This is a genomic window from Actinoplanes sp. NPDC051475, assembly GCF_040689425.1.
Lineage (GTDB): Bacteria > Actinomycetota > Actinomycetes > Mycobacteriales > Micromonosporaceae > Actinoplanes.
Genome location: NZ_JBFAZZ010000028.1, coordinates 46,147 through 70,713, shown reverse-complemented (window position 1 = coordinate 70,713; position 24,567 = coordinate 46,147). Strand labels below are relative to the sequence as shown.

Sequence of the window (24,567 nt, the reverse complement as noted above, 5' to 3'; positions counted from 1 at the left end):
GTGGCCATGCACTACCGCCGCGCGCGCTGAATCGCCGGAGGCCATCGCCGCCAGCTCACCGGCAGCGCGGCGTCCTCCTCGCGCTCGCCGCGCAGCGCCGAACGACTCCTCGAAAGCGAGGACGGCTTCGAACGAGGGCTTGACCAGCAGGCCTTCGATACCGGATGCCGACCAATCCGCCAGCCAGGACCTCGCGATCTTCTCGTCGCGCGTCTGCGGGCACAGGGTCAGCTGCGAGCACGCTGAAGCCAGCAGACGCTTAAGCCGACGCCGCCTCCCCGCCAAGGGCTGATCAAGAAGTTCCCGGCCGCGCGCGTCGCGTAACACATCGCACGCGACGAAATGGGCGGGATACTGCGCACGCGTTATAATGGCGCGCGAAAAATGCAACATCATTGCCTTTTCAGTACCGAGTTGAGTGCACTCAACTCGGCACGACGGGACACCACCTCGGTCACAGCCCGGCCACCCTCCCTGACGCCCGCTCGGCGGCAGTTGAGGTCGTTCCGACCGTAGGGCACTCGAGCTAGAAGCGGAGTCGGGGCTGGTCATAGAGGATCGGCGGCCCGGAACCGAACTCGATTCCGGCGAATGCGCCTGGAGGCCCGGTGTGCGGGCCGGCCACGAAGCGCAGTACCGTCCCGTCCGGGTCGGCGATGTCCATCGCAATCCCGAAGTCTCCGCGGTCGTGGACGTCGCCATGTTCAATACCGAGCTCGGCGCAGCGATCAACTACGGTCGACATTTCCTCTGCTGTCCGGAGCATGAAGGCACATACATCGAAGCCGTCTAGGACCGGACTGCTCGCACAATATTCGCGCTCACGCAGCCCGATCACGAACCCCGCTTCGTGATTGGCAAGGACGACACCTCTGACTGCGTCGTCCTCAAAGAACTCGTTGGCCAGTTCCAGATCGAAGAGATCTGCGTACCACCGGGCGCTGATCGCCAGGTCACTCACAGGCAACTTGATCTGGCGGACGCCAATAATGGGGAGCTTCACAACTGCAGTGTGTCAAAGCGCCGCCGTCCGCGGTATCGCTAACACAGAAGGTCGGCGTCTTATCGAACATCGGGGGCCCAGACAGGAGCAGCGGAGCCGGCGCGGACGGAGCCACTTCTCGGCGAAGACGTGACCCGCGACCCAGCGGACGCGCCCTGTCATCGGCTACTTGTTTCATTGCTCTAGGACCGCGGCCCGGCCAGGCTTCGGTCTAGACGTCCGGGCTGTCGCTCTCTTTTCGGCTGCCCACCTTGGTGTGGCTCACATTTGGCCTGCGCAGGCCCGGGCGTCGCTACAGGGCAGGGAGAGGCTCAAGAGAGGCTTGCACAGCTCAAAGTAGCGATGCCCTCCCCGCTCGACGAACTTGTCGCATCGAGCAACGGAGGGCACATGAATCCTTCGCAGCGTGTGGTCATCGGCATGGATCCACGCAAACGCTCCGCCACCATCGAGGTGATGACCCGCGACGAGAGCATCCTCGGCACCGGCCGCTTCAACACCGACCGCGCCGGCTACACAGCGATGCTCAAGTACGCCAAACAGTGGCCGGAACGGGTCTGGGCTGTCGAAGGATGCCAGGGCATCGGCCGGCACATCGCCACCCGGCTCCTCGCCGACGGCGAGTTGGTCGTCGACGTCCCGCCGAAGCTGTCCGCGCGGGCCCGAGTGTTCGCCACCGGCCAGGGCCGCAAGACCGACGCCACCGATGCGCATTCCGACACCGAACTCAGCGGCACCGTCTGACTCATTGTCCCGCGCCGTCGAAATCCTCGCCGGGCGCGGCCCGGTAGCGCGTGCGCGCGAGCACGTGTCGCCACTTGGGGAGTGCCCACGTTCGGGCGCGTTGACGATTCCGTTAAGCCCGGAACCCGGCATTTCGGAATTCTCAGAGCTTGCGACGACCCGGTGCACGTGTTCCGCGGGGCACGCTCTTCTTCCTCACCACGACATTACGATGTGTGGGCATCCTGCCGCACATCGTGGCGGTGGTGAATGTTCTGAGGATTGGCGGCGCCGCAGGCACCCACGGCCATGCTGGCGCCGCAACGGCTGCGCAGGGACGGCGGTGAACCGGCGGTGAGCCGAAGCGACCACGGGGTGATGGCCGACAGCGAGGCGCGCTTCCGGTCGCTGTTCGACGCCTCGCCGATCGGTATGGCCGAGGCATACCCGGACGGACGTGGCCTGCACGTGAACGCGGCGTTGGCGGCGATGCTCGGCTACCCGCCCGACGAACTCGCCGCGATCGGCCTACCGTCGGTGATCCACCCCGACGACCGCGACGCCGACCGCGACGCCGGAGACCGGCTGCTCGCCGGTGACCTGCCCAGTGTCCAACGAGACCAGCAGTACGTGTGCAGCGACGGGCAGGTGATCTGGTGCACGGTGACCGCCACCGTGGTACGAGACGCCTACGGTGTGCCCCTGCAAATGCTGTGGCAGATCGTCGATGTCACGGCGCAAAGGCGCAGCCAGGAGCGGCTGGCGGCGCTGGCCCGAGACGGGTCTGAGTCGGTTGTCACGCCGGAGGCGCTCCGCCACCGCGAGGAGCAGTCACGGGAGGCGTTCGAGGCGAGCCCGCTGGGCATGGCGATCGCCGATGAGCACGGCCGGTTCATCCGGGTGAACGCCGCGTTCGAGGCGCTGCTCGGCCGCCCATCGGCCGAGATCCTCGGCTGTGGCTTCGCCGAGTTCACCCACCCGGACGATCGCGTCGACAACGAGCGGCAACGACAACAGGTAGGGCAGAACCCCGGCGCCGTGGCCGGGTTCGACAAACGCTACGTGCGCCCGGACGGGTCGGTGGTCTGGGCCCGGTTGAAACTGACGGCGATCAGCGGGCCGGCCGGTGAGCGGCACCGGCTGGTCCAGAGCGAGGACATCACCGCCAGACGCGCCGCGAACGCTCAATTGCAGGAACAGGCCCGGCTGCTGGAGCTGATCCCCGCAGGCCTCATCGTCCGGTCCCTGGACGGGGAGATCCTGTGGTGCAACGCCGGCGCCGAAGCCCTCTACGGTTGGCCGCTCACGGCGGCGACCGGCAAGACCACCCACCGCCTGCTGCGCACCACGTTCCCCGACGGCGGCAGCGTCAGCGAGCTGACCGAGCGGCTGCGCCGCGACGGGCACTGGGAGGGCCAGCTGCAACACCTCACCGCGGACGGGCGGACCGTCACCGTGTTCAGCCGCCAGGTGCTGCACCAGGCCGAGCCCGACGAAGGCGGCGACCCGGGGACCTGCCGGGTCCTGGAGATCAACAGCGATGTCACCGCAGCCCGCGCCGCCGACCAGGCCCTGGCCGAGAGCGACCAGCGTTTCCGCGCCCAGTTCACCTACTCCGCGGCCGGGCAGGTCGTCCTGGCCCTCGACGGCACCTTCATCGAAGTCAACCCCGCATACGCCGCCATGCTCGGGCGCCCCAGGGAGCAGATCGTCGGCGCCCGCGCCCGCGACTTGATCCACCCCGATGACCTGGACACCAGCCGCCATGAGACCGCTGCCCTGTTCGCCGGTGCTGTCGACGCCTACACCGACCAGGCCCGGCTGCGGCACGCCGCCGGCCACTGGGTCGACACCGAGGGGACCATCTCCGTGGTCCGCGACACCGTCGGCCACCCGAAACACCTCATCTGCGTGGTGACCGACGTCTCGGCACGCCGTGCCGCCGAACGCGCCCGCGACGAGGCCGCCGCCGCGTTGGCCGCACGCAACACCGAACTCGAGGCCGCCAACCAGCTCAAGCTTGAGCTCATCGGCATGCTCGGCCACGAGATCAGCAACCCGCTCGCAGCGATCCTCGGCTACACCGAAATCCTCACCGACCCCGCGAGCAGCCTCGACGACTACGCCCGGGACCGCATCCTGCACACCATCGACCGCCAGGCCCGCCGACTCGACGACATCGTCCGCGAGGTCCTCGCCATGGTCAGCATCGACGCCGGCAACCTGCACGCCAAACGCCAACCCGTCTCGCTGCGTAAACAAATCGCGCAGGCGCTGACCGCCACAGACAAGGAGCACCTGCCCGTGCTCGGCGACGACGCCACCGTGCTGGTCAACCCGGCACACCTGCTACAGATGCTGACGAACCTGCTGTCGAACGCCGCCAAGTACGCCGGCGGCGCCACGGCCATCCGCATCTTGTCGCCCACCGGCCCAGACGGCGACGGGCGCGTGCGCGTGCAGGTCGAGGACAACGGACCTGGCGTGCCGCAAGAATTCCGGCCGCAGCTGTTCCACCGCCTCGCCCGCGCCGACCGCGACGCCACCACCGTCAAGGGCACCGGCCTCGGCCTGTACATCGTCCGCGGCCTCGCCCAAGCCAACCACGGCGAAATCCACCACGAACCCAACCCGACCGGCGGCTCACTGTTCATCCTCGCCCTGGAACCCGCGCCACCCGGCTAATCTCAACCGACTCCCGACATCACCACCGTGATGATGTGCACGCAAATCGGCTGTCACCACGGCCAGGCCGTGAGGGACGGGCTGGATCGGCAGAGCTGAGGAGACAGCGTGTCGCTGGCAGAGCCGCCCGACACCACGCAACCGTCCAGAGCGGCGCCGCGAGAACTCGCCGACGAGTTGCGGCGAGTACGCCGGACAGCCCGCGACCCAGGCTCCCTGAAGATGGCCCACCAGTCCCTCGGCCGGGTGTCCAAGACCGCCATGAGCGACGCCGGACCACGGGAGACACAAGGCTCCTCGCGAACCGGACGGACGGTCCGGGAACCGTGCGAAGCTCACCTTCGATGCCGTCGCGGCGTAGCTGCTGGTGGATGCGGTCAGCGCCGTAGGCGCGCCCTGAGGTTTCCAGATCTCGTAGATGTTGCTAATCAGGCCGAGGTCGACCAGGTCCCGGTCGCAGCCCAAGCCCACCGCCTCGGGCATGCCATCCCCGGCATCCGCGGCGCCACTCGGCATGTCCGGAGCCTTCCCTGGCGAGCGCTGCAACGCTACGAACAGCGCTGCTTGTGGCCATGGAGGAACCGACTCGTATGAGTGTGCACTTGGCAGAGGAGCGCAACCCTTGGGTTGACTACCGCCGCTCGAGAAGCCCGGCTCCCGACATATCGTAGCGTTTTGCGGCGTTGTTCCGACCTTCGTCGGGCGGACGACAGTGTCGGGGATATGTCCGGTTGACGGCGTCGGATGAGGGCAGTGCACCGTCGGTCAAGGCTCTCCCCGAGGTTCGGTATGCGCCGCTGCGCGCGGCCGTCGTCGGTGGAGTTCTATCCGTTCCTGTGCACCAGTTCTGGTCGTTCACCGAGCACTGTCCAGGCCTATGCATCGTTGGAATTCTCGGTGGGGGTTACTCTCAGTCGTCGGCATGTGTCTGGGTGCTTGGCCGGGCTGCCGGCTCGCCCGAGTGCCGCGGGCCGGCGTCGTCGGGGCGGCGGCTGTTACGCCTGGATCCCGACCCGGTCACCGCACCGCACGTGCGGTGGATGTTCGAGCAACGCCTGGCCGGGCACAGCGTCGCGGCCATAACCGCCGCCCTCAACCAGCGCGGCGCTCCGAGCCCATCGTCGTATTATCCGGGCCGGAACCGCACCGCGACGGCCGCCACTGGTCGCCGCGGGCGGTGGCGACGATCCTGGCGAACCCGCGTTACACCGGCCGGCAGGTGTGGAATCGCTACCGCATCGACCACCAGGAATCCCTACCGGGCGCCCGCACCTCGGCCGGACCTCCGGTGCGGCGACCCAACCGCCGCGATCAGTGGGTGATCTCCACCGATCTTGCGCATCCCGCCCTGGTCAGCGAACAGGTCTTCGTCGCCGTGCAGAAGATCACCGCCCGGGCCCAGCCGCTCGACGCCGCTCAACGTCGCTACCTGCTGACCGGGCCTGGTCATCTGCGATGTTTGCGGGCGCCGGGCGGCGCCTCGTCGACGGTCAGCCGGTCGGCCCGAACGAGGCAGTCATCGGCACGGTTGAGTCAGGCGGCGCGCTGCACGTGCGTCGCTCGGCCGACGGCCCGGCGCGGAACGCCGTCGTGCTTCCACCGCATCTGGACTACCTCCGCGCCGGCGACATCATCGCCTGCTCCCCCACCGGTACCCACGTCGAGGTGCTGTGGCGCTCGCAGTCACCGCACAACAGCGTGCTGTTGACCGAGCGCTGCGACAACTACTGCCTCATGTGTTCACAGCCGCCCAAGGAACGCGACGACTCGCGCCTCCTCCGCCGGGCGGCCGAGCTGGTACGAATGCTCCCGTCCACCGCGGCGGAACTAGGCTTCACGGGCGGCGAGCCCACCCTGTACGGCAGCGGGCTGGTCGCGTTGCTGCGAACCACCACCGATTGCCTGCCGGGCACCGAAATCCACCTGCTCTCGAACGGCAGAAGGTTCGCGGACCCGCGCTTCGCTGCCGAATACGCCACCGTCGGCAACCCGCGCCTCATGGTCGGAATCCCTCTTTTCGGGGCCGAGCCGTCCCTGCACGACTACGTGGTTCAGGCGCGCGGAGCCTTCGACGAGACAGTCGCGGGCATCCTGGCCCTCGGCCGGCTGCGGCAGCGCATCGAGATCCGCGTGGTCGTGCAGAAGCACACCGCGCCGGCGCTTGTGGAGATCGCCGAGTTCATCGGGCGGAACCTCCCGTTCGTGGAGAAGGTAGCGCTCATGGGCCTCGAGATGACCGGCCTGGCCCGCGCCAACCTGGCCGACGTCTGGGTCGATCCGCACGACTACCGCGCCGATCTCGCGGAGGCCGCATTCATTCTTATGCACGCCGGCGTGCGTGCCGACATCTACAACCACCAGCTTTGCGTCATGGATCGTCGACTCTGGCGACTCGCGGTGCGATCGATCAGCGACTGGAAAAATCAGTACCTTCCCGAGTGCGAGCCATGCACGGTCCGCGAGGCCTGCGGCGGCCTGTTCGCCTCATCGGCGAAGCACCGGCACAGCGACCACATCGCGCCGGTCGCGTAGGGCACCAGCCGCCTGCGTCGGATGAGGGGCGCACGTCGGATGCCGCTGAGCTGACCAGCGTTGCCGGTAGCGCCCACCGATCATAGTGCCGGGCCTCTGCCAGCAGGCCGCGGCCGGCGCGCCAGGTCACGTACCGGTCGCCTTGGCCCTCCCCGAGTCACGGAGCTCGGCGGACCTGTCGTCGGACCGCCTCCGCTTCGGGGTGCCCCGCGTGGCGACCAGGCCGACCGCGCTGTACCACCACCACGCCTCGCCGTTGACGTATATGCGGGTTCTCTGGGGGGTCCATGGCCCTGAATGCGTGTTTCTCCAGCTCAGGGGCTGCAGGCAGCGACTCTACGAGCACCACAGCTGTGTGCAAGAGATGAGCTACTCGCGTAACACGTTGGGGTGCGGGACCGTGCCCGATGGACGGACGTGGACCGTGCGCCGTTCCCAGACGGCGTCGGCCCGCTGCCTGCCGAGGCTTCGTGCTGTTTCGGCTGGCAGCGGGCTCGCTCGCGTCGTCTGCATTCGGTGAGTGCGTGGTCAGTGGTGTTCGAGGCCGGCGGCGCGTTTGGGTAGCAGTGGTACGGCGGTGAGGCAGAGCAGGCACAGGCCGAGCACCGTGATCAGGCTGGTGATCATGGCGTGGGCTTGGCCGCCGCCGACGGTGTGGAAGTAGACAGTGGTGACGACGGCGGAGCCGATGCCGGCGGCGAGCTGCTGCACGGCGCTCAGCGATCCGCTGGCGGCGCCGGCTTCGTCGTGGTCGATGTCGCCGAGAGCGGTGTCGAAGATGGAGCCGAAGCACGTGCCGGCGCCGATGCCGACGATGAGGGTGATCGTGGTCAGGATCCAGCCGTTGGTCTGCAGGCCGTACTGGTTGACGGCGGCGAGGAACAGGCCGGCGCCCAGGGCGGTGACGAGCAGGCCGGCGAGCACGAGGATGCGGCCGAGTTTGGTGATCAGGGCCATGCAGGTGCCGGAGCCGATGATGATGCCGATCGTCAGCGGGAGCAGGCTCAGCGAGGTGTGGGTGGGGGTGTAGTGCAGGCCGTACTGGAAGAACAGGGAGATCACGTACATCAGGCCGTTGAAGGCGGCGAACACCAGCAGGCCGAGGACCAGGCCGGAGACGAAGCTGCGGTTGCGCAGCAGGCTCGGCTTGATCAGCGGGCTGGTCGAGGTGCGCTGGCGGCGGGCGAAGGCGGCGAACAGCGCGAGCGCGGCGGCGAGGCAGCCGACCGGTACCGCGGTCCAGCCGGCGCTGGAGCCCTCGATCAGTCCGTAGAGCAGGGTGAACATGGTGCCGGTCAGCAGCGCGGCGGCGGTCCAGTCGATGCGGGTGGTGGGGTCGGGCGCGACGTGCGGCAGGGTCTTGACCGCGAGGAGCAGGCCGAGGCCGCCGATGATGACGTTGATCAGGAAGACCGGGCGCCAGCCGAGGCCGAACAGGTTCGCGTCGATGAGGAAGCCGGCCAGGATGGGGCCGCCCACGCCGAAGATGCCGAGCATCGGGCCGAACGCGCCGAATGCCTTGGTGAGGGCTTCGCGGGGGAAGGTCCGGGTCATGATGGCCATGCCCTGCGGGATCAGCAGCGCGCCGAAGGCGCCCTGCAGCAGGCGGGCGGCGACCATGACGGCCGGGGCGGGGGCGAGTCCGGCAAGCGCCGAGGCGACGACGAAGCCGGTCATGCCGATCAGGAAGGTGCGGCGCTGGCCGAACCGGTCGCCGATACGGCCGCCGAGCACCAGCAGGGAGCCCAAAGCGAGGGCGTAGGAGGCACCGAGCCATTTGACCAGCGATTCGCCGCCGCCGATGTCGCGCACGATGCTGGGTGCCGCGACGTTGGTGATGGTGGCGTCGATGAGGTCGAGCGCGTCGGCGATGAGGACGACGATCAGGGTCAGCCAGATGGCCTTGGTCGACGCCGTGAAACCAGCAGCAGGAGCAGCCGCGGGAGCACCAGCGGGTGCGGTGGTCGTGGTCATGCCCTCAACAATGACGAACTCGTTCGTTACGAACAAGACTTACAACGAACATGTTCGCCACCTCACAGGTGTTCGCGATCGTCGAACGTGTTCGCTACGATCGTGTTGTGAGCCCACGTCGTGTCCCCGTCAGTCGCCGTGACCGGCCCGCCAAGCCGGCATTGAGCCGCGAAGGCGTGGTGACGGTCGCCTTGCGCGTCATGCGGGAGGAGGGCCTGGAGCGACTCACGATGCGGCGGCTCGCTGCGGAACTCGACACCGGCCCCGCGTCCTTGTACGTCTACGTGCGCAACACCGCGGAACTGCACGGCGCGATGCTCGACGAGCTGGTCGCCGAGCTGGACCTCAATACGCAGCGGCAGCCGGGTGACTGGCGTGAGCAGCTGATCGGTGTGCTGTTTTCCTACACCGAGCTGTTGTTCGCCCAGCCGAGCCTGGCGCGGTCGGTGCTGACGCTGCGCCCGTCCGGCCCGCACTATCTGCGGCTGCTCGACACGATCGTGGGGCTGCTGCTGGCCGGTGGGCTGCCGGCCCGACAGGCCGCGTGGGGTGTCGACCTGCTGCTGCAGCACGCCACCGGCATCGCCGCCGAGCAGAGCGGCCGCGACGAGTCCGTCGAGTCCGAGGGCGAGCAGCAAGACCTCGTGCTCGCGGTGGCCGAGGCGAACGCGGACACCTACCCGCACCTGGTCGACGTCCGGGAGGAAATCTTCTCCGGCACCGGCGAACAGCGCCTGCGGTGGACGTTCTCCACGATCATCGACGGCCTGTTCACCACCTGACCTGATCGCCCTCCGCCCCGGCCCGGTTTCGCCTCGCCGAAGACCCCGGCCGGGATGGGGGAACAAGCCGTTCCGCTGCCCCGCCCCGGGGCAGCACTTACCCTGAAAAAACATGTTCGTTGCGAACGCGTTCACGATCGCCGACCTCGCCGAACTTCGTCTGAACGTCTGGAGGCGCCATGAGCACGCCCACCATCACCATCGTCGGAGCCGGCCTGGGCGGATTTGACCCTGGCCCGGGTCCTGCACGTGCACGGCATCCCCGCCACCATCTACGAGCTGGACGAATCGCCCGCCGCCCGTACGCAGGGCGGGATGCTCGACATCCACGACTACAACGGCAGGTCGCGCTGCGTGACGCCGGTCTGTTCGAGCAGTTCCAGGCGATCATCCACCCCGGTGGCCAGGCCATGCGGATTCTCGACAAGCACAACACCGTGCTGATGGAGGAGTCCGACGAGCAGAGCGCCGGTGACCGGCCGGGGGTCGACCGGGGCGACTTGCGGCAGATCCTGCTCGACTCGCTGCCCGACGCCACGATCAAGTGGGGTAAGAAGGTCACCGGCGCAAAACCGCTCGGCGACGGACGGCACGAGCTGAGCTTCGCCGACGGCGAGACGGTCACCACCGACGTGCTGATCGGCGCGGACGGCGCGTGGTCGCGGATCCGGCCGCTGCTGTCGCAGGCCATGCCGGAGTACACCGGAATCTCGTTCATCGAGGTCGACCACTTCGACGCCGACCGCAAGCACCCGGCGCCGGCTGCGGTGGTCGGTGGCGGCATGCTGTTCGCGCTCGCGCCGGGCAAGGGTTTCCTGGCGCACAAGGAGACCGACGGCAGCCTGCACATCTACATCGCGGTGAAGACGTCGAAGCAGTGGCTGGACGGGATCGACTGGACCGACAGCGACAAGGGCAAGGCGGTGCTGCTGGAGCAGTTCGCCGACTGGGCGCCGGAGATCCAGTCGTTGATCACCGAGGCGGGCAGCGCGCTGATCCCGCGGACGATCAACGCGCTGCCGGTCGGGCACCGCTGGGACCGGATTCCCGGGGTGACGCTGCTCGGCGACGCCGCGCACGTGATGTCGCCGTTCGCCGGTGAGGGCGCGAACCTGGCCATGTTCGACGGCTCCGAGCTCGGCAAGGCCATCGCGGCGCATCCGGGGGACATCGAGACGGCCCTTTCCGCGTACGAGAAGGAGTTGTTCGAGCGCAGCGAAGGCGTCGCGAAGGAGTCGGCCGACAGCCTTGAGGTGATCTTCGACGACAACGCGCCGCAGTCGCTGGTCGACATGTTCGCCTCCTTCGCCCCCCGACGCCGAAGTCCACTGACGGAAGAATCCCCGCATCATGACCTCCCCCTCGATTTCGGTGCTGCCGCTGCGTCCCGGTCTCGTGTTGACGGTGCGTGCGGCCGGGCACGGCGACCCGATCCTGCTGCTGCACGGCGCCGCCGGCCCGGACAGCATGAACTCTCTGATCGGCCACCTCGCCGGCGCACATCGGGTGATCGCCCCGACCCATCCCGGGTGGGACGACAGCGAGCGTCCCGATGATCTGGCCGACGTCGCCGGCTTGGCTGGGGTCTACCTGGACCTGCTCGAGCAGCAGGGGCTGAGCGGGGTGACCGTTCTCGGTGTCTCGTTCGGCGGCTGGGTCGCCGCGGAGATGGCCGTGACCGATCGCGGCAAGCGGATCGGCCGACTGGTGATCATCGACGCGGTCGGCCCGCAGATCGAGGGTCACCCGCCGACGATGCCCTCCGGCCCGCCACCGTCGACCGGCCCGGCACCCGGCGGGCCGCAGCAGGGGCCGCCGCCGGGCAACATGGCCGCGTTCCGCGCGTACACCACCGGCGGGCTGGAGGATCCGAGCCTGCTCGGGCGCTTCGCGGATCTGCCGGTCCCGGCCCGGTTGATCTGGGGCGAGAACGACACGGTCGTCACGCCGGAGTTCGGCCGCCGCTACGCCGAGGCCATCCCTGGCGCGCAGTTCACGCTGATCCCCGGCGGCGGGCACCTGCCGATGCGCGAGGCCCCGCAGGCGACGTTCGCCGCCATCGACGCCTTCCTCGCCGGGCAGTAACCCCGCCTGCTGGCACGCCGCGATGCCAGACGAGCCCAATTCCGACCCACTCGAACGAACCTGCAGAACTGGAGCCCTCCATGACCAAGATTGCTGTCGTCCTGGCCAGCACCCGCCCCGGCCGCCGGGGCGAACCCGTCGCCGACTGGGTCCTCAAGCACGCCGCCCAGCGCACCGACGCCCACTTCGAACTGCTCGACCTCGCCCAGGTCAACCTGCCGCCGCTGGACGAGCCGATGCCTCCGGCCACCGGCCGCTACACCCACGAGCACACCAAAGCCTGGGCCGCGACCGTCGCCGGCTACGACGGCTTCGTGTTCGTCACCCCCGAGTACAACCACTCCTACCCCGGGGCGCTGAAAAACGCCCTCGACCGCGTCTACGCCGAATGGAACAACAAAGCCGCCGCGTTCGTCTCCTACGGCTTCGACGGCGGCGTCCGCGCCGTCGAAGCGCTCCGGCCGGTCATGGCTACCCTGCAACTGGCCGACGTCGGCTCCCAGGTCGCCCTCAGCCTGCACCACGACTTCACCGGCTTCACCGAGTTCACCCCCGCCGAGCACCAGGCCGGCGCGCTCACCACCACCCTCGACCAACTCGTCGCCTGGTCGACAGCGCTCGCCACGCTACGCGTACCGGGCTGACGACCTGCCCGCCGCACCCTCACGGGCCGCCGGCCGCGCCCCGTCAATCCCACCAAACCACCACCTCGACCCGTGCCCGCCGTAGACGATGTTGCCGACGGCGTCACACCGAGGATCGAAGGGAGTTTCGATGAGCACAGCAATCATCAACGCACGCATCTTCGACGGACACGACGTGCTGGACGCCACCGCCCTCGTCATCGAAGGCACCACCATCACTGTCGTGGGCGGTCAACCGCCGGCCGACGCCGACATTATCGACGCCACCGGCGCGACGCTGCTACCCGGCCTGTTCGACGCCCACGTCCACACCAACCGGCAGAGCCTCACCCTGGCACTGCGCTTCGGCGTGACTACCCACCTGGAAATGCAGGGCACCAACACCCGCGCCAACCGCCAGCCGATCGAGCAGGACGACACCCTCGCCGACGTACGCTCCTCCGGCTTCGGCATCACCCCACCCGGCGGACACCCCTCGGAACTGTTCCCCGAGGGCTTCCGGCCCGGCCCACCGCCCGGCGCGCGGCCACCAGCCGGACCGCCACAGGCCCCGCCGGTCATGCCGTTCTCCACCAGCCCCGAGCAAGCCGTCGCGTTCATCCCGCAACTAATCGACTCCGGCTCGGACTACATCAAGTTCATGGTCGACGACGGCAGCGTCGAAGGACACCCCGGCCTGCCCATGCTCGACCAGGCCACCCTCAACGCCGGCGTTGCCGAGGCCAAACGCCACGGCATGCTCACCATCGCTCACGCCCTGACCATCGACGCCACCCGCATGTCAATCGATGCCGGCGTCGATGGCCTCGCCCACCTATTCATGGACCGCCCCCACACCAGCGACATCATCCAACGCGTCGCCACCTCCGGCGCCTTCGTCGTACCCTGCGTCGTCCTCAACGCCTCGATGATGGGCATCACCGGCGCCGAACTCGCCACCGACCCACGCGTCTCGTCCCGCCTCGACGACGCCTGGCTGGAAACCCTGCACTCCAGCTTCAACCACTACCCGCAAGGCAACCTCAACGACGTGCTCGCCTCCGTCAAAGCCCTGCACGACGCTGGCGTCGACATCCTCGTCGGCACCGACACCTCGGTCCCGTTCCCATTCCTCGGCGGCCTCGCCCACGGCGCCAGTGTCCATCACGAACTGCAATACCTCATCCGGGCCGGCCTGACCCCGGTCGAAGCGCTCCGCGCTGCCACCAGCACCCCGGCCCGCCGATTCAACCTCACCGACCGCGGCCGCATCGCCGTAGGACTACGCGCCGACCTGCTGCTGGTCGACGGCGACCCCACCACCACGATCAGCGACAGCCTCAACACCCGCGCTGTCTGGCGCCGCGGCACCCGCCTGGCCGACGCCGCAATCACCGCCACCCACCGGTAGACATCCACGAACCTCCAGTGACCGGAGCCCAACCATGGGCACCGGGCCACGTCATGGGCAGGACATCCCGAAAGGGTCAGCCGGCCACCAGAGCAGGAAGCCCGACCGGCACATCGCCAATCTCCGCACGGGCCCCGGGGCGCCGGTGCAGGATGGACGCATCATGTCCGAGCCGACCGACCGTCGCGACGCGCCGGACCGGATTCAATGGCTGGAACTGTTCTTCGACCTGGTGGTCGTGGCCGCGGTGGCCGTCGATCAGTTCCGTCGCAAGCGTCGCGCGGCCGCCGCGGCGATCGTGGTCGCAAACAACAAGCCGGCCAGGATGAGGACGTACGCCAGCCACACCGTGGAATCCCTGGCGTGATAGGCCGACTGCTGCCCGAGGTCCAGAACCGGCAGGATGAGGTCGGCTGTGTAGGCGAAAGCGACGAAGTCCGGCGCCTTCGCCGGCTCGGCGGCGCGGGGCGGAAGCTGGCCGAAAACGATGGTACCGATCAGCTGGAAAGCGGCGAGCCAGGCCACTGCCCGCCCCGGGCGGTAGCCGTACCCGACGGTGAAGTCCTGAAGGCGCCCCCAGGCCCGCCCGGACAACACAAGCGTCTCGCGTCGGTGCCGCTCACCAGCCAGCAACACCTCCCGAGAATCGTCGTCGCGGCCCGCTCCCCGGTACACCGGCAGGAGGCAATCACCGAACCGGTAGATCGCTTCCTCACCGAGGAACTCGGCGGACCGAGGCTCACCGAAACGCTGCAGCGCATCGCCGACGCCAGCCACCGCGCCGCCCTCGCCAAACACCACCAGCAAGACGACGCCCCAACCTGCGCGAGACGATCGGCGACTGCGACGCCAAGATCACGCGATACCGCGCGGCGCTAGACGCCGGAGGTGACCCCTCACTGGTCGCGGAATGGATCAGCGAGACGACCGCGATCAAGAAGGCGGCCCAAGCGCGGCTCGGCCTGACCGAGGCACCGCCCGAACGGATGAACGAAGAGCAGATCGCCGCGATCGTGGACGCCTTCGGCGGACTTCTCGGCCTGCTCAGGCAGGCGGATCCGCGTGACCGCACAGAGATCTACGCACGGCTTGGCTTGGAGATGACATACCGTCCAGGCACCAGCACGGTGCTCGCGGAGGTTCGATCGAAGAACATCGATCGTGGAGATAAGTGGTGTCCGAGGGGGGACTTGAACCCCCACGCCCGATAAAGGGCACTAGCACCTCAAGCTAGCGCGTCTGCCATTCCGCCACCCGGACCTGCTTGTCCAGCCTGGCCCGGGCCGGCACGCGGCTGGCATCCGCGTGCGGTGTGCCCCGGTGGGCTGCACAGGAGAGAACTTTACACGGCCCGGCGCTGACCTTGCATCGACCCCACCCCCGCGCGTCGCGTGCGGGGGCATGGTTGCGGGCCGGCGCGGCTTAACCGATCTTGACCTGCGCTTTTATAAGGCGAGACATTGACCGGCGTACAGAATGCATCCTATATTGTGGCTCTGGTCACCACATCGGCCGCGCGGCTCCTGACCAGGGCGACGGCCGAGAGATCGGATGCACCGAACCATGGCGGTGCCCACCGACGCACCTGCTCGGCGCCGACGCCGACGCAAAGCCGAAGCCCACACCAAAGCCGTGCCGCGAGCAAGCCGAAGCCCACACCAAAGCCGTGCCGCGAGCAAGCCAAAGCCCACAACAAAGCCGTGCCGGCAGCAAGCCGAAGCCCACAACAAAGCCGTGTCGCGAGCAAGCCGACATCCCCCACCAGAGACGGCCACCGGCAATCCGCAGCCCTGAGCCGAGCCGAAGCCCTGAACAGGGCCGACGCCGCGAGCAAGCCGACGTCCCAAGCAAAAGGGCCGTCAGCAAGCCGAAGCCCCGAGTAGAGCCGACGTCCAGAGCAAAGGTCGAAGGCCGCCCTCACCGCAAGCCGACGCCCAGGAACGAACAAGCCGACGCCCAGGAACAAAGCCGTCCCCTGAGCGAACCCGCCGCCCTCACGCAAGCCGCAACCGGCGATCAAGCGGCGGCCCCACCTCCGCACGAAGAACCCCAGCGCCACCAGTCACTCTTGGAGGCACCCCTATGACCGAAAACCGTTCCGTCGACGTCGTCATCGTCGGTGCCGGGTTCTCCGGTATGTATCTGCTTCATCAGCTCCGGCGGCACCACCTCACGGCCGTCGTTTTCGAGGCCGGCACGGATGTCGGCGGTACCTGGTACTGGAATCGCTACCCCGGCGCCCGCGTCGATGTCGATGTCGATGTCGATGTCGATGTCGATGTCGAGAGCCTCGCCTACTCCTACTCCTTCGATGACGAGCTCCAGCAGGATTACGAATGGCAGGAGCGCTACCCGACTCAGCCGGAGATTCTGCGCTATGCGCAGCACGTCGCTGACCGGTTCGATCTTCGCAGGGACATCGTCTTCCGGACCCGCGTCAGCGGCGCGGCCTGGGATGACGAGGCCAAGACCTGGCTGGTACGCACAGAGCACCAGGACGCCGTCACGGCCCGGTTCCTCGTCATGGCCACCGGCTGCCTCTCCGCCTCGAAGCTTCCCGAGATCCCCGGCCTGGACTCGTTCAAGGGCGCGACCTATCACACCGCGCATTGGCCGCATGAGGGCGTCGACTTCAGTGGGATGCGGGTCGGACTCGTCGGGACCGGTTCCTCCGGCGTTCAGTCCATTCCGGTCATCGCCGGGCAGGCCGCCGATCTGACCGTTTTCCAGCGCACGCCCGCGTACTCGTTGCCAGCGCGGAATCGGGCTTTGCGGGCGGATGAGGTCCGGGAGATGAAGGCGAATTATCCGAAGTTCCGGCAGGCTCAGCGGGAGTCGGGATTCGGGGTTCCCGTGCCGATGGCCACCCGGTCTGCGCTCGAGGTGTCCGATGACGAGCGGGATGCGACTTTCGAGACCGCTTGGGAGAGCGGGAGCCTGGTCAATCTGCTTACGGCGTACAAGGATCTGGCCACCGACCGGGCCGCCAATGACACCGCCCGGGAGTGGATCCATCGCAGGATTCAGGGGATCGTCGCCGATCCGGGGGTGGCCGCCGACCTCTGCCCGGGGTATCCCGTCGGCACCAAGCGGCCCTGCCTGGACACCGGGTATTACGAGACCTACAACCTCCCCCACGTGCACCTGGTGAATCTGCAGCGCACACCTCTCGTCGAGATCACCGAGAAGGGCATCAGGACCTCCGATCACGAGTACGAGGTGGACGCGATCGTCTATGCCACCGGTTTCGACGCGATGACCGGGGCTCTCACCAACGTCGACATCCGGGGGCGGGACGGGTTGTCGCTCAAGGAGACGTGGAGCGCGGGGCCTCGGACGTACTTGGGGATCGGGACGGCGGGGTTTCCCAATCTGTTCATGATCACTGGGCCGGGGAGTCCGTCCGTACTGTCGAACATGGTCGTTTCCATCGAGCAGCATGTGGACTTCGTCGTGGATGCCATAGCGCACCTGGATGAGCAGGGGTTGCGGGTCATCGAGCCGGCGTTGGCGGCTCAGGACGCCTGGGTCGAGCACGTCAATCAGATCGCCGGCCACACGCTCTATCCCAAGGCGAATTCCTGGTACATGGGCGCGAACGTGCCGGGCAAGCCGCGGGTCTTCATGCCGTACGCGGGTGGCGTCGGCGAGTACCGCAAGAAGTGCGACGAGGTGGCCGCCAAGGGCTACGAGGGTTTCGAGCTGACTGTCTGAGGAGTTGCCATGTCCCGCCGTGAACTGATCGACCCTGAGGTCCGCGTACCCCTGGATCTGTTGGTGCAAGCCCTGCCCGGTGGTTTCAATGCGATCGCCGATATCGTCGAGCGCCGGGCCGCTGTGGAGGCGATGCTGGGTGCCATCGAGGTGCCCGAGAATCCGGATGTGGTCAAGGAGGATCGCACGGTTCCCGGGCCGCAGGGTGAGCCCGATATCTCGGTACGGATCTATCGGCCGCGTCATGCCGCAACCGCGCTGCCCGGCATCTTCTTCATCCATGGGGGCGGCATGATTCTCGGCAATGTCGCCGGGGAGGATCCGACCGCGACTCTGCTGTGCGACCAGGTCGGCGCGGTCGTGGTGTCGGTCGAGTATCGGCTCGCCCCGGAGAATCCGCATCCGGCGCCGGCCGAGGACTGTTACGCCGGGCTGCAGTGGACCGCCGCGCACGCTGCCGAGCTGGGCATCGACCCGGACCGGCTGGCGATCTACGGCGGGAGTGCCGGCGGGGGGCTGACGATCGCGGCCGCGATGATGGCCCGGGACCGAGGTGGGCCGGCGGTGCGGTTCATGATGCCGATCTATCCGATGATCGATGATCGCAACGAGACCGCGTCGAGCCGGGAGATCACCGACGTCGGGATCTGGGATCGCGACGGCAACGTCGAGGCGTGGGCCTGGTACCTGGGCGGCAAACCGGCCGACCGGTACGCCGCGCCCAGCCGGGCCGAGGATCTGGCCGGGTTGCCGCCCGCGTTCATCGACGTGGGCACGGTGGACCTGTTCCGGGACGAGGACATCGCGTTCGCCCAGCGGCTGATGGCGGCCGGGGTGCCGACCGAGCTGCACGTGCATCCGGGGAGCTACCACGCGGCGGAGACGTTCGCGATGGAGGCTGCCCTGGCGCGGCGGACGTGGGCTTTGCGGGTCGACGCCCTCAAGCGGGCTCTGGCCTGATCCTTCGCCGGCGACGGGGGCCGGGCGGGAGCGTTCCCGCCCGGCCGCTGCGGTGCGCGGGGATCAGGATCGAGTGACCGCCGACGGCTGTTGCTCGGCCGCCGCCTCGATCACGGGTCGTTCGCCGCCGGTGGCGATCTCGATGCGGCGCGGCTTCGCGGCCTCGGCGACCGGGATGGTCAGGGTCAGGACGCCGTCCTGCCAGGTCGCCGCGATCTTGTCGAGGTCGAGGCCGTCGCCCAGTGTCAGGCGCCGCTCGAAGGTGCCGGTTACGCGCTCGCGGCGCAGCCACTGCACCTCGTCGTCGGTGCGGGCCGAGCGTTCCGCGCGGATCGTCAGCACCCGGCCGTCGACGTCCACCTGCACGGAGCCCGGATCGATGCCGGCCAGGTCGCAATGCAGGATGAAGTGCTCACCGGAGCGGTACAGGTCCATCGGCATCGCCAGGGTGGCGGCGCCGCCGACAGCGGAACCGGTGCCGAACATCTGACCGGCGAGGCGGTCGAGTTCGCGGAAAGGATCGAAAGTCAGCACCACGGACACCTCCTTCGGACCGTCCGCCGGCCGGTCCGGCGGACGCGTGGCGCTCGGCTAAGGATCAGTTCTGCCGAGGGCGCTGCGTGCAGCAGCGACAAGTCATTTTTTAGCACTCCTCCGTGGAGAGTGCCAGCCGATTCGCCGAAAAAGTTGACGCCCGGCCCGGCGCGCCGCAAGGCTCCCGGGATGACGCTCACTCGCCGTACCGTCATCGGCGCCGCGGTGGCCGGTGCCGGTTCGCTCGCCGCCGGGACGCCCGCGCAAGCCTTCCGCCCCCGGGCCGCCGTCCGGCCGCCGGCCCTGCGACCCGGGGATCGGGTACGGGTCATCGCCCCGGCCGGCGTCCCCGACACCCGCCTGGCCCGCGGCATCGAGATCCTGGAGAGCTTCGGGCTCGTCGTCGAACCCGGCGAGCACCTGTACGACCGGTACGGCTACCTGGCGGGCACCGACGAGGCCCGCCTGGCCGACCTCAACGCCGCCTTCACCGACCCGGGTGTCCGGGGCGTCTTCGCGGCCCGCGGCGGCTACGGCACCCAGCGCATCCTCGACGGCCTCGACCTGGCCGCCGTACGCCGGGACCCGCGGGTGTTCGTCGGCTTCAGCGACCTCACAGCGCTGATCGGCCGGCTCTGGCGCGACGCCCGGCTGGTCGGCTTCTACGGCCCGATGGTCAACTGGACGGACTCGCGCACCGGCCCGGTGGAGATCGAGTCGCTGCGCGCGGCGATCATGACCACGGCGCCGATCGTGCTGACCCGCGATCCGGCCGAGCCCAGCGCGGCCGTCGAGGTGCCGGGCACGGCGACCGGCACCCTGCTGGGCGGCAACCTCACCATGCTCCAGACCAGCCTGGGCACCGGCGACCTGCCGGATCTGCGCGACGCGATCCTGCTGTTCGAGGACACCGACGAGGGGCCGTACAGCTACGACCGGATGCTCACCCAGCTGCGCCGCGCGGGGATCCTCGAGCGGGTCGCGGGCATCGCGATCGGCCAGTTCACCAACGCGTCCGGCGGGACGGGACAGTGGACGGCGGCGCAGGCGGTGCAGGACCGGGTCGGCGACCTGGGCGTGCCGGTGCTGGGCGGGCTGCGGGTCGGGCACGGCACCGGGCAGCTGACCGTGCCGCTGGGCACCCCGGCGACGATCGACACCGCCGCGGGGACGCTGACCGTGCGGGCCGGGGTCCGCGAGTAGGCGCCTGCCCGCTCAGGCGATCGGCAGGGCGGTCGCGACCGGCAGGGCGATCATCAGCGCGCCGGCCGGGACCGTCCGCCACCACGGCGTACCGGACCGCCAGGCGAGACCGGCCACCACGAGATGCACCGCGAGCAGCCCCGTGATCAGCGGCGCCACGAGGGCGAGGAAGCCCGGCGCCAGGCCCACCGCGGCCGCCACCGGCACCGGCACGAGCACCGCCGCCAGGACGCCCACGCTCCACGGCGGGCCCGCGAGGGCGTGCGCCGAGGCCAGCAGGACGGCTGTGGCCAGCGCGAGCAATGCGACCAGCCACCGGTGCGGCCCGTAGGGCACCGCCGACGTGAGGCCGGCGTGGATCGGCAGCACGACCATCGCGACACCCGCCACGGCGAACGCGGCCGCTGCGGCAAGGCCCCGCCACGACGGAAGGCGAATTCGAGCGCGGCGATGCGCCACCGCCGCCGCGACCGCGAGCAGGACGCCGGCGCCGCCGAGGTAGCCGATGAGATATCCGCAGACCGTGGCTCGCAGCGTCGCAGAGAGCAGCGCTCCCCCGGCCAGGCCCGCGAGCGGCGCCAGCGCGACCGCCACGGCGATCCATCGCATCGCCTCGCGCGCGGGCAGCACCACCGCAGTGGCGCGGGATCTGCGGCTCAGCAACGCCGCCGCCAGCAGCAGCAACCCGGCGAGGATCAGGCCGCCGGCGGCCACCCGCTGCTTCGCGGCGATGACCCGCCGCTCCGGCCGGTGACCCACGGCGTCGTCGAGCCACCGGGCCGTCTCATGATGGGTACGGTCGGCGTACAGCACCCCGACGTGCTCGGCCAGCGGTACGCGGACGAGCCTGCTTCCGCCGGTGGCCGCCGCTTCCGTGGCGGATCGGATGCCCGCGGGTTCGAGCCCGCCGACCAGCAGCAGCAGGCGGCGCGGGGCCGGCGACGAGACGGCGGCGCTGTCCCCCAGCGAGATCGCGACGGTGGCGGCGATCCGCTGGTCGCGGGAACCGGCACGGGCCACCGCGGCCGCGCCCATCGAGTGGCCGACCAGCACCACCCGCTCGGAGTCGACGTCGGGGAGCGCCCGCACGTATCGGATGACCGCGGCGAGATCACGGTCGACCTCGTCCTGCCCGGTCAGCGGCCGGGTGTTCGCGGCGTGGCCCGCCAGGTCAGGCAGGGCGACCACGTAGCCGCGGCGGGCGAGCGTGTCGGCGAACGGCCGCATCAGCCGTCCCGAGCCCGCGAACCCGTGCGCGACCACGACCGCGGGGCGCCCGGATCCGCCGCCGGCCGGACGCACCGTCTCCACCGGTACGCCGTCCACGGTCGCCGACGCCGAGCGCAGGCCGTGGCCGGCGTACGCGCCGAGCACCGCGCCCACTGCGAGCAGCAGCAGGCCGGCGACCAGGGCCGCGAGCCGCACGATGGGCCGGGTTCCGGTCGGCATGCGCAGCACCGTATCGGCCGGCTGCCACGGCCCGGCGGCTTACGACGCGCCGGGCTCGCAGGACAGGTCCGCGGGCGGCTCGCTGCCGAGGTCGGCGCGCCACTCGGCCTCGGTCAGGTCCCGGCCCGCCACCGCGCAGGCCTGGGACAGCAGCGTCTCCTCGCCGAAGTCCCAGCGGATCGCGTCGCCGCCGATCGTCACCGAGTAGAGCACGGCTTTGCCGGGGCTGAAGGCCATGGCCGTCTGGTACGCCGTGTCACCCCGTTCCGCCTGCGCGGGATCCTGCAACGGGGCCTCGCCCAGCCGCCGGCCGGTGGCCAGGTCCACCAGCCCCAGCGTGCCGTTCATGTCGAGGCTCGCCGCCAGGCCGGCCCGCGCGTCGGCGGTAACCAGCAGTCCCACACCGTCGAGCCGGCCTACCTCGTGGTCGTCGCGCATGCTCCGCACCGTGGCCGCCCCGAGCCCGGCGGCGTAGGTCAGCACGTCGCCGTCCGCGGAGAGACCGGCGTGGGTCCGTCGGCCGGCAGCGGACCCGTGATCGGGTGCCGGGCCCCGGTTCTCGTGTCCACCCGGACGAGGCTGCGGTCGTTGCCCTGAATGATCAGGGCGTCGCCGGCCGGCGAGAGCAGGAAGCTCAGGCCGTTGCCGATCTTCTGCCGGCTGGTCGCCTCGGCGGTGCCGTCGGCGGTGCGCAGCCGGTGAATCTCCAGCTGCTGGTAGTCGTCCGAGGTGGCCGCCACGACGGCCGAAGCGCCGTCCGGGCTCAGCGCGACGCCGGTGACGTTGCCCGCGGGCGGGTCGAGCGTCAGCACGCGCGGGTTCGGCAGGTGCGGGCCGGAGGTGTCGAACAGCGCGACCCCCGGGCTGCCGGCGGCGGCGAGGGTCCGGCTGTCCCGGCTGTAGGCCAGCGCGGTCACGTCCGCGGCGATCGGCGCGTCGGCGATCAGCCGGCGCTCGCCGCTGTCCCAGATCCGCAGCCGCGCGGTGGGCTCTCCCGCGCCGCCCTCCACCCAGGCGACCTGACGGCCGTCCGGCCGCACCGCCATCGCCGGCGGGATGCCGGCCTCGTTGGGATCGGGCACGTCCGGGCCGACGATCTGCCCCAGGCGGGACTGCTGACCGAGATCGAAGACGGCCACGTCGGTGCCCGCGCCGCTGAGCAGCACGTTCCCGTCCGGGCCGAAGCGCAGCAGGGCCGGCCCGGTCGGCGCGCCGGTCAACCGGCGGGGAGCCGGCGCGTCGTCACCCCGCTGCGCCACGGTGACCACACCGGACTGCGCGACCGCCACCCGGTGACCGTCCGCGGACACGGCGAAGTTCTCGGCCTGGGTGGAGTCGACGCCCGGGAACCTGAGCTCCTTGTCGGAGCCGTTCCCGTAGACGGTGCTGTCGCCCAGCCTGAAGAAGCCGAAGTACCCGCGATCGGGCGAGTACGCCGAGGAATAGTCCTTGGCAGGGACCGGCATGGTCACCGGCTGCCCGGCCGGCGCCAACGCGGGCAGCCGCCAGGATCGTGTCACTACGGACAGGGTCTCCTCGAACGCGCTGCCGACGCGGATCCGTTCGCTGTCCGCGGTGAAGCCCACGACGGGCCGCGAACCATTCACCGGCAGCGAACGGACGCCGCCTTTCTTCAGGTCCAGCACCGCGACCGCCTCGGTGCCGGCCGCGGCTGCCCACCGGCCGTCCGGCGAGACCGCGACGTCGGCCACCGCACCCCGTACGCTCGCCGCCTGCCGGCGCCGGCCCCCGGCCGTCTCGTAGAGGGCCACGGCGCCGGCGCCGTCGCCGACCGCGATCTTCTTGCCGTCGGACGACCAGGCCACCGCCGTCACGGCCGCGCGGCCTCGCAGCAGGACCCGGGGCGGACCCGGCTGGGTGGGCCACACGGTGACCGCTCCGGCCTGCGTACCGGTGACGACGGAGGCGCCGTCCGGTGCCACCGCGGCGGCCGTCACCTCGGCGTCGTGGTGCAGGAACCGGACCAGGGCGGGGCTGGCGGACGACGCCTCGAGCAGCGCGGCCCGGCTCTGCGGCGTGGGCTGTTCCCGGTGCGCCGCGACGGCGAGGAGCAGCGCCTTGTCGAGCCGCCGGGGAATGTCCTGGACGCTGGTGGCGGCGATCTGCCGGGACACCGCGAGCCGCTCCTGCTCCGTGGCGACGACGCTCTGCCGGTACGCGACGACGGCCGCCGTGCCCGAGGCGCAGAGCAGGGTCGCCAGCGACGCCACTGCCGCTCTCGTGAGGCGCTTGGTGCGCCGGTGCTGGCGGACGTCCTCGCCGATCAGGTCGTCCTTGGAGCGGCCGTGCAGCGGCGCCGCCACGTCGGCCGTCAGCTCCCGGAAGCGCGGGTCCCGGGGCGTCACCTGGCTCTCGTGCCGGGCCCAGCGGGCGTCGATCCACCGGGGTTCCTCGTCGAACGCGAGCCGGAGCTCGGGCGGCAGCGCGGACGACGACGGGTGGAAGCCGCTCCCCCGCCAGACCAGCTCACCCTCGGTGAGGACGATGAGGATCCGTTGCGGCGTACGGTTCTCCAGCCACCAGGTGACCTCCCGGCGTACCCACGGCGACGCGGCGGACCCGGGCGATGCCAGCAGGACGAAGTACCGGGCCTCGCTCAGCGCCGTCTCGATCGCCGTCCACAGTCCGGGGTTGGCCGACAGGCTGTCCGCGTCGCGGAACACGGCGAGGATCCGGCGCCGGTTCCACGGTTTGGCGAAGATCTGCAGTTCACGCTGGAGATTCGGGGCCAGCTGTCCGTCGGCCGCGCGGCTGTAGGAGATGAAGGCGTCGTAACGACCGGACGCGGGAGAGTTCTTGGCGGCGTGACGGAGCATCCGGGGATTGCACCGGTACCGCCATGATGATCACCATGCTGGTGTCGACTAG

The 24,567-nt window shown here is 69.8% G+C and carries 18 protein-coding genes, 1 tRNA gene and 3 pseudogenes; 13 read left to right on the top strand and 9 right to left on the bottom strand.

Translation table 11 applies throughout. The annotated features are described in order from the left end of the window. A pseudogene (locus tag AB0368_RS36480) lies at positions 1–396 on the bottom strand (hypothetical protein); the annotation flags it as partial. Between the two features lie 130 nt (positions 397–526). Beyond that, a complete protein-coding gene (locus tag AB0368_RS36475; RefSeq protein ID WP_366158613.1) occupies positions 527–1,003 on the bottom strand; it encodes a VOC family protein in 477 nt (158 codons plus the stop codon). Positions 1,004–1,393: 390 nt separating this feature from the next. Here AB0368_RS36475 and AB0368_RS36470 point away from each other — a divergent pair, with 390 nt between their 5' ends. From AB0368_RS36470 to hxsC, 5 genes and pseudogenes are all read left to right on the top strand, one after another. Continuing rightward, positions 1,394–1,747, top strand: coding sequence for a transposase (locus AB0368_RS36470; RefSeq protein WP_366158612.1), 354 nt, complete (start codon positions 1,394–1,396; stop codon positions 1,745–1,747). A 333-nt stretch (positions 1,748–2,080) separates the two neighbouring features. Further along, a complete protein-coding gene (locus AB0368_RS36465) occupies positions 2,081–4,411 on the top strand; it encodes a PAS domain S-box protein (protein WP_366158611.1) in 2,331 nt (776 codons plus the stop codon). Positions 4,412–5,247: 836 nt separating this feature from the next. Beyond that, positions 5,248–5,526 (top strand): annotated as a pseudogene (locus AB0368_RS36460) (hypothetical protein); the annotation flags it as partial. Next, positions 5,448–5,789: pseudogene (locus AB0368_RS36455) on the top strand (recombinase family protein); the annotation flags it as partial. The pseudogenes AB0368_RS36460 and AB0368_RS36455, both read left to right, overlap by 79 nt. Before the next feature lie 77 nt (positions 5,790–5,866). Then, positions 5,867–6,943: a His-Xaa-Ser system radical SAM maturase HxsC gene (gene hxsC, locus AB0368_RS36450; RefSeq protein WP_366158610.1), complete on the top strand. Its 1,077-nt coding sequence runs from the start codon at positions 5,867–5,869 to the stop codon at positions 6,941–6,943. A 528-nt stretch (positions 6,944–7,471) separates the two neighbouring features. Here hxsC and AB0368_RS36445 read toward each other — a convergent pair. Beyond that, positions 7,472–8,917 (bottom strand): MFS transporter, encoded by a 1,446-nt coding sequence (locus AB0368_RS36445; RefSeq protein WP_366158609.1) that lies wholly within the window; start codon positions 8,915–8,917, stop codon positions 7,472–7,474. A 107-nt stretch (positions 8,918–9,024) separates the two neighbouring features. Between AB0368_RS36445 and AB0368_RS36440 the strand changes: the two genes are divergently transcribed. From AB0368_RS36440 to AB0368_RS36420, 5 genes are all read left to right on the top strand, one after another. After that, complete coding sequence (locus AB0368_RS36440) at positions 9,025–9,699, top strand: TetR/AcrR family transcriptional regulator (RefSeq protein WP_366158608.1); 675 nt, start codon at positions 9,025–9,027, stop codon at positions 9,697–9,699. Positions 9,700–10,109: 410 nt separating this feature from the next. Beyond that, positions 10,110–11,255: an NAD(P)/FAD-dependent oxidoreductase gene (locus AB0368_RS36435; RefSeq protein ID WP_366158607.1), complete on the top strand. Its 1,146-nt coding sequence runs from the start codon at positions 10,110–10,112 to the stop codon at positions 11,253–11,255. After that, positions 11,167–11,784: an alpha/beta hydrolase gene (locus AB0368_RS36430; protein WP_366158606.1), complete on the top strand. Its 618-nt coding sequence runs from the start codon at positions 11,167–11,169 to the stop codon at positions 11,782–11,784. Before AB0368_RS36435 ends, AB0368_RS36430 begins: the two co-directional genes overlap by 89 nt. Before the next feature lie 80 nt (positions 11,785–11,864). Then, positions 11,865–12,428 carry an NAD(P)H-dependent oxidoreductase gene (locus tag AB0368_RS36425; protein ID WP_366158605.1) on the top strand — a complete coding sequence of 188 codons (564 nt, stop codon included), beginning with the start codon at positions 11,865–11,867 and terminating at the stop codon, positions 12,426–12,428. A gap of 130 nt (positions 12,429–12,558) precedes the next feature. After that, on the top strand, positions 12,559–13,818 hold the full coding sequence (locus tag AB0368_RS36420) for an amidohydrolase family protein (protein WP_366158604.1): 1,260 nt from the start codon (positions 12,559–12,561) through the stop codon (positions 13,816–13,818). A 258-nt stretch (positions 13,819–14,076) separates the two neighbouring features. Here the strand turns inward: AB0368_RS36420 and AB0368_RS36415 are convergent, their stop codons facing one another. Further along, on the bottom strand, positions 14,077–14,625 hold the full coding sequence (locus AB0368_RS36415; RefSeq protein ID WP_366158603.1) for a hypothetical protein: 549 nt from the start codon (positions 14,623–14,625) through the stop codon (positions 14,077–14,079). 365 nt (positions 14,626–14,990) lie between these two features. Next, positions 14,991–15,078, bottom strand: a tRNA-Leu gene (locus AB0368_RS36410). Positions 15,079–15,900: 822 nt separating this feature from the next. Here AB0368_RS36410 and AB0368_RS36405 point away from each other — a divergent pair. Together AB0368_RS36405 and AB0368_RS36400 are read left to right on the top strand one after the other, a co-directional pair. After that, the gene (locus tag AB0368_RS36405) at positions 15,901–17,532 is read left to right on the top strand and encodes an NAD(P)/FAD-dependent oxidoreductase (RefSeq protein ID WP_366158602.1); all 1,632 of its coding nucleotides are present in this window, start codon (positions 15,901–15,903) and stop codon (positions 17,530–17,532) included. Positions 17,533–17,541: 9 nt separating this feature from the next. After that, positions 17,542–18,492, top strand: a complete 951-nt coding sequence (locus AB0368_RS36400) for an alpha/beta hydrolase (protein WP_366158601.1) — start codon at positions 17,542–17,544, stop codon at positions 18,490–18,492. A 63-nt stretch (positions 18,493–18,555) separates the two neighbouring features. Here AB0368_RS36400 and AB0368_RS36395 read toward each other — a convergent pair whose 3' ends face one another. Continuing rightward, a complete protein-coding gene (locus AB0368_RS36395) occupies positions 18,556–19,029 on the bottom strand; it encodes an Hsp20/alpha crystallin family protein (protein ID WP_366158600.1) in 474 nt (157 codons plus the stop codon). Between the two features lie 186 nt (positions 19,030–19,215). Between AB0368_RS36395 and AB0368_RS36390 the strand changes: the two genes are divergently transcribed. After that, positions 19,216–20,229 (top strand): LD-carboxypeptidase, encoded by a 1,014-nt coding sequence (locus AB0368_RS36390; protein ID WP_366158599.1) that lies wholly within the window; start codon positions 19,216–19,218, stop codon positions 20,227–20,229. A 12-nt stretch (positions 20,230–20,241) separates the two neighbouring features. Here AB0368_RS36390 and AB0368_RS36385 read toward each other — a convergent pair whose 3' ends face one another. From AB0368_RS36385 to AB0368_RS36375, 3 genes are read right to left on the bottom strand one after another with little or no spacing between them, the layout of a single operon-like run. After that, complete coding sequence (locus tag AB0368_RS36385; protein WP_366158598.1) at positions 20,242–21,678, bottom strand: alpha/beta fold hydrolase; 1,437 nt, start codon at positions 21,676–21,678, stop codon at positions 20,242–20,244. A gap of 39 nt (positions 21,679–21,717) precedes the next feature. Further along, on the bottom strand, positions 21,718–22,161 hold the full coding sequence (locus tag AB0368_RS36380; protein WP_366158597.1) for a hypothetical protein: 444 nt from the start codon (positions 22,159–22,161) through the stop codon (positions 21,718–21,720). Beyond that, positions 22,155–24,515 (bottom strand): TIR domain-containing protein, encoded by a 2,361-nt coding sequence (locus AB0368_RS36375; RefSeq protein WP_366158596.1) that lies wholly within the window; start codon positions 24,513–24,515, stop codon positions 22,155–22,157. The genes AB0368_RS36380 and AB0368_RS36375 overlap by 7 nt, the downstream gene beginning before the upstream one ends. Between the last annotated feature and the right edge of the window lie 52 nt (positions 24,516–24,567).

Coding starts and splice junctions, on each gene's coding strand:
- AB0368_RS36445 (WP_366158609.1), bottom strand. CDS start 8,917: ATGACCACGACCACCGCACCCGCTGGTGCTCCCGCGGCTGCTCCTGCT.
- AB0368_RS36420 (WP_366158604.1), top strand. CDS start 12,559: ATGAGCACAGCAATCATCAACGCACGCATCTTCGACGGACACGACGTG.
- AB0368_RS36400 (WP_366158601.1), top strand. CDS start 17,542: ATGTCCCGCCGTGAACTGATCGACCCTGAGGTCCGCGTACCCCTGGAT.
- AB0368_RS36405 (WP_366158602.1), top strand. CDS start 15,901: ATGACCGAAAACCGTTCCGTCGACGTCGTCATCGTCGGTGCCGGGTTC.
- AB0368_RS36470 (WP_366158612.1), top strand. CDS start 1,394: ATGAATCCTTCGCAGCGTGTGGTCATCGGCATGGATCCACGCAAACGC.
- AB0368_RS36375 (WP_366158596.1), bottom strand. CDS start 24,515: ATGCTCCGTCACGCCGCCAAGAACTCTCCCGCGTCCGGTCGTTACGAC.
- hxsC (WP_366158610.1), top strand. CDS start 5,867: ATGTTTGCGGGCGCCGGGCGGCGCCTCGTCGACGGTCAGCCGGTCGGC.
- AB0368_RS36390 (WP_366158599.1), top strand. CDS start 19,216: ATGACGCTCACTCGCCGTACCGTCATCGGCGCCGCGGTGGCCGGTGCC.
- AB0368_RS36435 (WP_366158607.1), top strand. CDS start 10,110: ATGCGGATTCTCGACAAGCACAACACCGTGCTGATGGAGGAGTCCGAC.
- AB0368_RS36425 (WP_366158605.1), top strand. CDS start 11,865: ATGACCAAGATTGCTGTCGTCCTGGCCAGCACCCGCCCCGGCCGCCGG.
- AB0368_RS36385 (WP_366158598.1), bottom strand. CDS start 21,678: ATGCCGACCGGAACCCGGCCCATCGTGCGGCTCGCGGCCCTGGTCGCC.
- AB0368_RS36430 (WP_366158606.1), top strand. CDS start 11,167: ATGAACTCTCTGATCGGCCACCTCGCCGGCGCACATCGGGTGATCGCC.